This window comes from Candidatus Phytoplasma crotalariae (genome assembly GCF_030586865.1).
Lineage (GTDB): Bacteria > Bacillota_I > Bacilli_A > Acholeplasmatales > Acholeplasmataceae > Phytoplasma > Phytoplasma citri.
Genome location: NZ_JAOSIR010000022.1, coordinates 1 through 8373, shown reverse-complemented (window position 1 = coordinate 8373; position 8373 = coordinate 1). Strand labels below are relative to the sequence as shown.

Sequence of the window (8373 nt, the reverse complement as noted above, 5' to 3'; positions counted from 1 at the left end):
TAACCCATCACCAGCCCTTGATAAATACTAACAAATTAAGAACGATTCTCGAAAGGCAAGAGTCAATAATAAATTAAGAAGCAGAAAATGTAAGAACATAGCCTCTTTCTTGTGCACTAGTCCCAAGAAAACTAAAAGAAAAAGTTATTAAATTCATCAAGAAACTTTTTTTCTCGCTTTCAAGAGGCAAATTTTACAATAGATAGCAAACGGATAAAATCCCTAAAAATACTAACAATCTATGCTTATTGACCAATAAATTTGAAATCAATATTATATTTATATTGGATTTTGATCGGTTTTTTCTTCTTATTTTCTCATGTTCTCATATGAGAGAATATAACTTTAATGTAATGTTCTTTAAATTTAGAACAAAGACATTAATGACAGAAAAAATCAATAATAACCTCAGAATAGATCGATTATTATGCTTAAGATAAAATTTCACACTGATGTTACTTGAAATTTGTAATTATTGTTTAAATATTATGAATATACACCAATAATTATTTTAGGTTTTGAATTAATGATAATTAAAGTTTACGATAGATTAAAATTATTAAATATAATTATTAACTACAAACAAAATAAATTGATATTATGTATAACATTTTAATATTTAATAAAAAAACCATAAAAATCAAATTTAATAAAATATTTATTAATTTATTGCGGAACGGGAAACAAAAATAAATGACATTAAATTTTAATAAAAATATTTCAATTTTTAGGTTATTTTTTTTATTTTTTCTTTTTATTTTTTTGGTAACAAAATTTTTAATTAGGCACAATAATATAAATAATCATTATCATTTATATCAAATTTTAAAAAACGATACGATCGAAAAATCCCACAATAAAACAGAAACAAACAACATTTCATCAAATTTTAGTAAATTTAAAATTAATTTAAAAGATTTTGAAACTATACAAATGTATATTTTTTCCAGTAATTGTTATAATAAATTTTCCATTATAAATAAAATTAATAATGAAGAAAAAAAAATAATTGAAAAAATTAAAAATAAATGGAATTTCGCTTTAGAAGTGAATATAAAAAGAGAAAACAAGATTCATGATTTAGACATGAAAATTAATCATTTAATTAAAAACCAAATATTAATTCAATCACAAATTGAAGAATTAAACCAAAATTTTTTTAAAAATGCAAATAATATAAATGAAAAAAAATTATTATATCAACAAAAAATTAATGTTTTGCAAGAACAATATAACTTTAATCAAGAACGTTGTCAAAAATTTGAAAGAATTAAATTTAATTTTATTGAACATTCGACAAGAATACTAGAAGCTCAAAAAAATAAACTTAAAGCAGAATTATACTCTTTTTATGAATTGATTGAAATGAATATAAATTAAGTAACTAAAATTATTCAGAATTAAATTATTTTTTAGTAATAGATATAATTAAATCTCTATAAAAAATTGCTTTATCAAAATCTAATTTTTTAACAGCTTCTTTCATTAATTTTTTTAATTTAATTAATTCTTTTTTAGTAACATTTTTAGGATCAAGATTGATTTCCTGCATAAAATCTTTTTGATGATTTTGACTTAAATTATTAATATTTATTTTTTTATTAATAATTTTGGGATTAACATGATATTTTTGATTATATTCTTGTTGAATAATTCGGCGTCTATTGGTTTCGGCAATAGCTATTTTCATAGCGTTTGTAATGTTATCTGCATACATAATCACTTTACCTTGAATATTGCGAGCAGCTCTGCCAATTATTTGAATCAAACTACTTTCATTTCGTAAAAATCCAGCTTTATCAGCATCTAAAATAATCATTAAAGAAACTTCTGGTAAATCCAAACCTTCTCTTAATAAATTAACTCCAATTAAACAATCATAAATTCCCATGCGTAATTTTTGTAAAATTTGTAAACGCTGCAAAGCTGGAATTTTGCTATGTAAAAAAGTCACCTTAATACCCATTTTTTTTAAATAAAAACTTAAATCTTCACTAAAATTAATACTGATAGTGGTCACCAAAACTTTTTCATTTTTAATTTGGCGTTTTTTTATTTCTTCAAATAAATTATGCATTTGGTTTTGAGTTGATCTAATTTCAATTTGAGGTTCTAAAATAAAAGTTGGTCTAATTATTTGTTCCACTATAGGAATATTCTTGTTTAATTCATATTTTCCGGGTGTTGCCGATAAATAAATGATTTTATCTATTTTTTTTTCAAATTCTTTAAATCTTAACGGCCTATTATCTAAAGCACTGGGTAAACGAAAACCATATTTAATTAATTTTTGTTTACGCGAGTAATCTCCAAAAAACATACCTTTAATTTGTGGAATGGTAATATGAGATTCATCAATAATAATTAAAAAATTTGAACCAAAATAATCAATCAAGGTAGTTGGTGGTTCTCCCTTTTTTTTTAAAGATATATGTCTTGAATAATTTTCGATGCCTTTACAATAACCTAATTCTGTTAACATTTCCAAATCATATTGAGTTTTTGTTTCAATTTTTTGAGCTTCTAAAAATTGATTTTGAGATTTAAAATATTTAATTTGCTGAGTTAATTCTTTTTTAATCCTTTTAATACTTTCTTTTAATTTTTGAGGATTAGTTGCGTAAATAGAAGCAGGAAAAATAATAACTTTAGTTACTTCTTTAACAATGGTACCATCTATCGTATTGAAAATTTGAATATTTTTTATTCGATTATCTTCGAAAATTAAACGAATTGCTTCTTTTTTTAAATTAGAATTTATGAGATCCAAAATGTTACCGTGAACACGAAAATTACCATTTTTTAATTGTAAATCGTTTCTACAATATTGCAATTCTATTAATTTTTTAAATAGTTCATCCATAGGATAATTTTGATTTTGGTTTAAATACAAAATAGAATTTTTATAATCTTCGATATCCCCAATTCCAAAAATACAAGATACAGATGATACCACAATAACATCATTATGATCAATTAAAGCGTTAATAGTATTATGACGTAATTCTACTATTTCTTCGTTAATAATTTTTTCTTTTTCAATATAAATATCACGAGATACAATATATGATTCTGGTTGATAATAATCATAATAAGAAATGAAATATTCCACTTTATTTTCGGGAAATATTTCTTTTAATTCCTGAAAAATTTGTCCTGCTAAAGTTTTATTATGAGCAATTATTAAAGTTTTTGTATTAAGTTGATTAATAATATTAGCAATGGTGAAAGTTTTACCAGTACCTGTAGCTCCTAAAATTATTTGTTCTTTTTCCCCTTTAGAAAAATTATTCAATAATTCTTTAATAGCTTGAGGTTGATCACCGCTTGGTTGATATAAACTTTTTAATTTAAATTTCATTTTGAGATTTATTCCTTATTTGTTTTAAATATTGACCAGTATAGCTATTCGGATTATTGATAATTTCTTCTATATTACCTTTAGCTACAATATGACCGCCTTTTTTGCCTCCTTGAGGTCCTAAGTCGATGATATAATCAGCATTTTTAATAATATTTAGATTATGTTCGATCATAATTACTGTATTTTTTTGATTAATTAATGTACGTATTAAAGAAATTAATTTTTCAATTTCAAAAAAATGTAAGCCTTTGGTAGGTTCATCCAATATATAAATATTTTTTGAAAAATAATTTTTATATATTTTTTTAATTAAAATTAATCTTTGTTTTTCGCCATCTGATAAATGATCTAATTTGCTGCCTAATTTTAAATAATTTAATCCTACACTAATTAACAATTCTAAAGCAATTTTAATTTTTTGATGATTATAAAAAAAAGTATATGCTTCAGATACATTCATGTCATAAATATCAGCAATAGTTTGATTTTTGTATTTAATAGTTAAGGTTTCAGAATTAAATCTTTTACCTTGACATTGATCGCAGGTAATTATAATATTAGGCAAAAAACCCATAAAAATTTTTTTAATACCTTCTCCTTGGCAAGCATGGCAAAAAGCAGAAATAGAATTTAGAATAAAACGGCGTTTATTATAACCTTTAGCTTTTGCTTCCGGAGATTGAGAAAATAAATTGCTAACGATTTCTGAAATTCCGAAATAATTAATTAAATGATATTTAAGAATTTTATTAAAATTTAGTGATTCTATATAAATAATATCTTTGAAATTATTTTTATTTTCTGAAAAAATAACTTGATTAAATCCAGGTTCGATATTGTTCAAATTTTTATTTTTTTTCAAACCTTTATATATAACTTCATTAAGTAAAGTTGATTTTCCTGAACCAGAAAAACCAGTAATCACAATAAATATATTTAAAGGAATATCAATATTAAGATTTTTTAAATTATTAACATAAGCGTTTCGTATTTGAAGAACATTTGTAGAAGATATTTTTGGTTTGATGATGCTCTCAAAAGAATAAATTTTTTTTAAATATTTACCTGTTAAACTATGTTTATTTTCTAAAATATTATCTATTTTGCCATAACTTACAATAGTACCCCCTTTATTACCAGCTTCAGGACCTAAATCAATAATATAATCTGCAGATAAGATCATTTCTTGATCATGTTCTATAATTAACACAGTATTACCTAGATTTACTAATTGACGTAAAATTTTAATTAGTTGAATATTATTATATGGATGTAAACCAACAGATGGTTCATCAATAATATAAATAACTCCTGTCAATCGAGAAGCCAGCTGATTAATTAATTTAATCCTTTGTATTTCTCCTCCAGATAAAGAACTAATGTTTCGATTTAAATTTAAGTATTCTAAACCTAATTTTTTGAATAAATTTAAACGTTTTTTAATAGCCGTTAAAGCATCTTGGATATTGATTTTTGCTATTGAATTTAATGTTATATTTTCTATGAAATTTAATAATTCATTAATAGTTAAATTGGTCAATTCATAAATATTTTTATGATTAATTTTATAAGCTAAAGCATATTTATTTAATCTAGCTCCAGAACAATGAGGACATACAGTTAAAGATTTAAATTGGTTTAACCAATTTTGAATATTATCATAATTAGCAAAATTTTTTTGATAATATTCCAGAATAGGAATAATACCGATAGGAAATTTTACACTTTCATTAGATAAATTATCAGAACCATACAATAAAAGATTAATAATAACTTTATTCATTTGGTTTAAAGGTAGATAAACATCGATTTTATATTTATCTAAAAAATCTTTTAGTTTTTCTTGAAGATTTTTTGTAGGATTATTTGGTTGTTCGAAAGGTAATATAGCTCCATTCAGAATAGATTTATTCGGATCTAAAATTAATTTTTCATCAAAAACCATTATACTTCCTAAACCTTTACAATGATTACAAATTCCTTTTTTTTTATAAAAAGAAAATAAATTCATTTTATTTTCTAATCGAGTTAAAGAGTTTTTGTCATCATTATAATTTAAATCAAAAGATAGTATTTCTTGATTTGGTAGCATAATTAATATTTTCTGTTTATGAAATTTTAGAGCTAATTCTAAAGAAGAAATTAAACGAGAGGTTATTTGATTGTTGATAGTTAAATGATCAATAATTACAAAAATATTATTTATTTCTTTTATTTCTAATTCATTAATTTCTTGAATGTTGTTAAAAGTAAAAAAATTGTTATTGATTAAAAAACGATTAAAACCTTCTTTCATGAACTTTAAGATTATTGAATGAAATATCTTTTTTTGACTATCATCCAATGGAGATAAAATTATAATTTTTTGGTTGTTAAAAAAATTTAATAATTTATTCATTATTTGTTCTATATTATATTTTTGATAAGGTTGATTATTTTGTATATCGTAATAAACACCTATATGCGCATAAATTAATTGTAAATAATAATAAATTTCTGTAATAGTACCGACAGTATCTTTAGAATTATTAACAATTTTTTTTTGTTCAATGTTAATTACCGGAGCTAAACCTGAAATATAATTAATATCAGGTTTTTTTGTAAATTGAAAAAATTTCCGATCATAAAAATTTAAAGATTCTAAATAAATTCTTTTGCCTTCTTGATATAAAATATTTTGTACTAAAGAAGTTTTTCCGGAACCTGAAATACCAGTAAAAACTACTAATTTAAATTTGGGAATTTCAACATCAATATTTTTTAAATTATTTTCTCGAGCGCCTTTAATTATAATTTTATCCTGTAAATAATTAAAATTTTGATTAGCCATAAATATCCTTTATAATATATAAAATTTAAATTTTTTTAATTTTCAATTAATAAAATTGCCAATATTTTCTTGATTATTAATTTTTCTATGAAAATTAATAGTAAAATTATGAACCTCTTCGCTTAAAAAAAATAAAAAACGGAATAAAAAACTTTTTTTATTTAACAAAATCTCTTGATTAGGTAAAATTAAACTTTCCAATTGATGTTTATTATTTTTTTTTAAAGCACCTAAATTAAATTTCTTTATTAAATTTTTTAAAATTTTTTGACTGATATTAAATTGCCCTATTCCGCCATCAACTAAAATTAAATCTGGAAAAGGCAAATTAAGATTAATTAATTTTTGATATCGACGTTCAATAGCTTCTGCTAAAGAATTATATTCGTTCGGATAAGTTTGTTTAATACGAAAAGCGCAATAAGATTTTTTTTGCAATTGATAATTTTTAAACACAATAACGCCACTTACAAAATATTTACCAAAAGAATGAGAAATATCAAAAACTTCAATATGATTAATATTATTTTGATACAATTTCGATAATTCGCTTAAAGCTATTGTAGTAGCTTCTAATTTAGCGCTATATAATAAATTATATTTATTTAAATTTTCTTCTGCGTTTTTTTGAGCTAATTCTTGTATTTGTTTTTCTTCGGCATTGAATTTGACTGAAAATTTAGTATTAATTATTTTTTTTATTTCTGGTTTTTGCTTAATCAAAGACGGATTTAAAAGAATTTTTTTAGGTAATAAATGATTTTGATAATATAAATGTAAATAAGTAATCATATTATCAATGGGATCATCGATATATTCGGAAACTATCTGATAATGTTCTTGAATTTTTCCTTGATACATTTTGAAAATATACAAAGAAATTTCATTTTTATTAAAACAAAAACCAATAATATCGCAACTTAGATTAGGTTTTAATTCGATAAATTGTTTAATAGTAATATTTTTTAAATGTTCTAAAATTTTTTGATATTCTTGTGCTTTTTCAAAATTTAATGTTTTAATAGCCGTTTTAATTTCATTTTTGATTTTGTTAAAAATATTTTTATTTTTGCCTTGCAAAAAATCATTAATTCCTCTAATATTCATAGAATAATCAATAGATTTATTAGTAGGGCAACAAGGTCCTAAACATTCATTAATTTGATAATAATGACAAGGTTTTTGGGGAATCGGTTGACAACGTCTTAAAGGGTAAATTTTATGCAATAAACGTACTGTTTCTTTCATACTATTGTTATACGGATAAGGACCAAATATTTTAGTTTTGGTAGGAACCTTTTTATAATAAGAAATTTTTAAACGAGGATGTTTTTCGTTAGTAATTTCAATATAAGCATAATTTTTATCATCTAATAATTTAAAATTGTATTTTGGTATATGTTTTTTAATTAAATTAGCTTCTAATATAAAAGCTTCTAATTCGTTATGAGTGATAATATATTCTACATCACATATTTCTTGAATTAAATTATTAGTTTTTGGATTATGATTTGTTAAGTAGAAATAACTTTTAATTCTTGAAAATAAATTCTTGGCTTTGCCAATATAAATAATATTATTATAACAATTTTTAAATAAATAACAACCAGATTTGTTAGGCAAATTGTTAATTTTAGTTAGCAAAAGAAAATTAATTTTATTTTTTGTTATTTTTAAAGACATATTTGATTTAATTACCATATTTAAATATTTTTCAAAAACATAATAATTTTAAATTATTTATTCTATTTATTTGTTTCAAGATTTTTTTGACTAAAAAAGGCATCATATACAGATGCCAATGAATTTATTTAAAAAAATAAAATATTTAATATCTTTTTGAATTTAATATTAACTTTATAATAACCGAAAAACAATAAAAAGGCAAGTTTTTTGATTATTAACTTTGTTTTAATCAAAATATATTAAATTTATTTTTAGTCATTTTGAGTGATAATTTAATTGCAAAAATAACAAAATTTTCTATCTTTATTTTTATTTTAAAATATTTTCTAAAAAAATTAATTAATTGTAGAAAATATTTTATGATTATTTGTTATCATCTTTTGATATTTTAATTTTTAAAAAAATTTAATAATAATAAAAAGGAAAAGATTCCTTTTTGGTACCTCAGGAGGACGCTGCATTGGACACCTTCGCTATAAGTGAAAGGGAAAAG

General features: G+C 21.7%; 4 protein-coding genes. 1 reads left to right on the top strand and 3 read right to left on the bottom strand.

What is annotated here, in order from left to right; all coding sequences use genetic code 11:
* Positions 1-693 precede the first annotated feature (693 nt).
* Positions 694-1380 (top strand): hypothetical protein, encoded by a 687-nt coding sequence (locus OC683_RS01760; RefSeq protein WP_304514841.1) that lies wholly within the window; start codon positions 694-696, stop codon positions 1378-1380.
* Positions 1381-1405: 25 nt separating this feature from the next.
* Here the strand turns inward: OC683_RS01760 and uvrB are convergent, their stop codons facing one another.
* Genes uvrB through uvrC form a run of 3 tightly spaced genes read right to left on the bottom strand, consistent with a single transcriptional unit; the run spans position 1406 to position 7877 of the window.
* Positions 1406-3361 carry an excinuclease ABC subunit UvrB gene (gene uvrB, locus OC683_RS01755; protein ID WP_304514840.1) on the bottom strand — a complete coding sequence of 652 codons (1956 nt, stop codon included), beginning with the start codon at positions 3359-3361 and terminating at the stop codon, positions 1406-1408.
* Positions 3351-6194, bottom strand: a complete 2844-nt coding sequence (gene uvrA / locus OC683_RS01750; protein ID WP_304514839.1) for an excinuclease ABC subunit UvrA — start codon at positions 6192-6194, stop codon at positions 3351-3353. The genes uvrB and uvrA overlap by 11 nt, the downstream gene beginning before the upstream one ends.
* A 42-nt stretch (positions 6195-6236) precedes the next feature.
* Positions 6237-7877 carry an excinuclease ABC subunit UvrC gene (gene uvrC, locus OC683_RS01745; RefSeq protein WP_304514838.1) on the bottom strand — a complete coding sequence of 547 codons (1641 nt, stop codon included), beginning with the start codon at positions 7875-7877 and terminating at the stop codon, positions 6237-6239.
* Between the last annotated feature and the right edge of the window lie 496 nt (positions 7878-8373).

Coding starts and splice junctions, on each gene's coding strand:
- OC683_RS01760 (WP_304514841.1), top strand. CDS start 694: ATGACATTAAATTTTAATAAAAATATTTCAATTTTTAGGTTATTTTTT.
- uvrB (WP_304514840.1), bottom strand. CDS start 3,361: ATGAAATTTAAATTAAAAAGTTTATATCAACCAAGCGGTGATCAACCT.
- uvrA (WP_304514839.1), bottom strand. CDS start 6,194: ATGGCTAATCAAAATTTTAATTATTTACAGGATAAAATTATAATTAAA.
- uvrC (WP_304514838.1), bottom strand. CDS start 7,877: ATGTCTTTAAAAATAACAAAAAATAAAATTAATTTTCTTTTGCTAACT.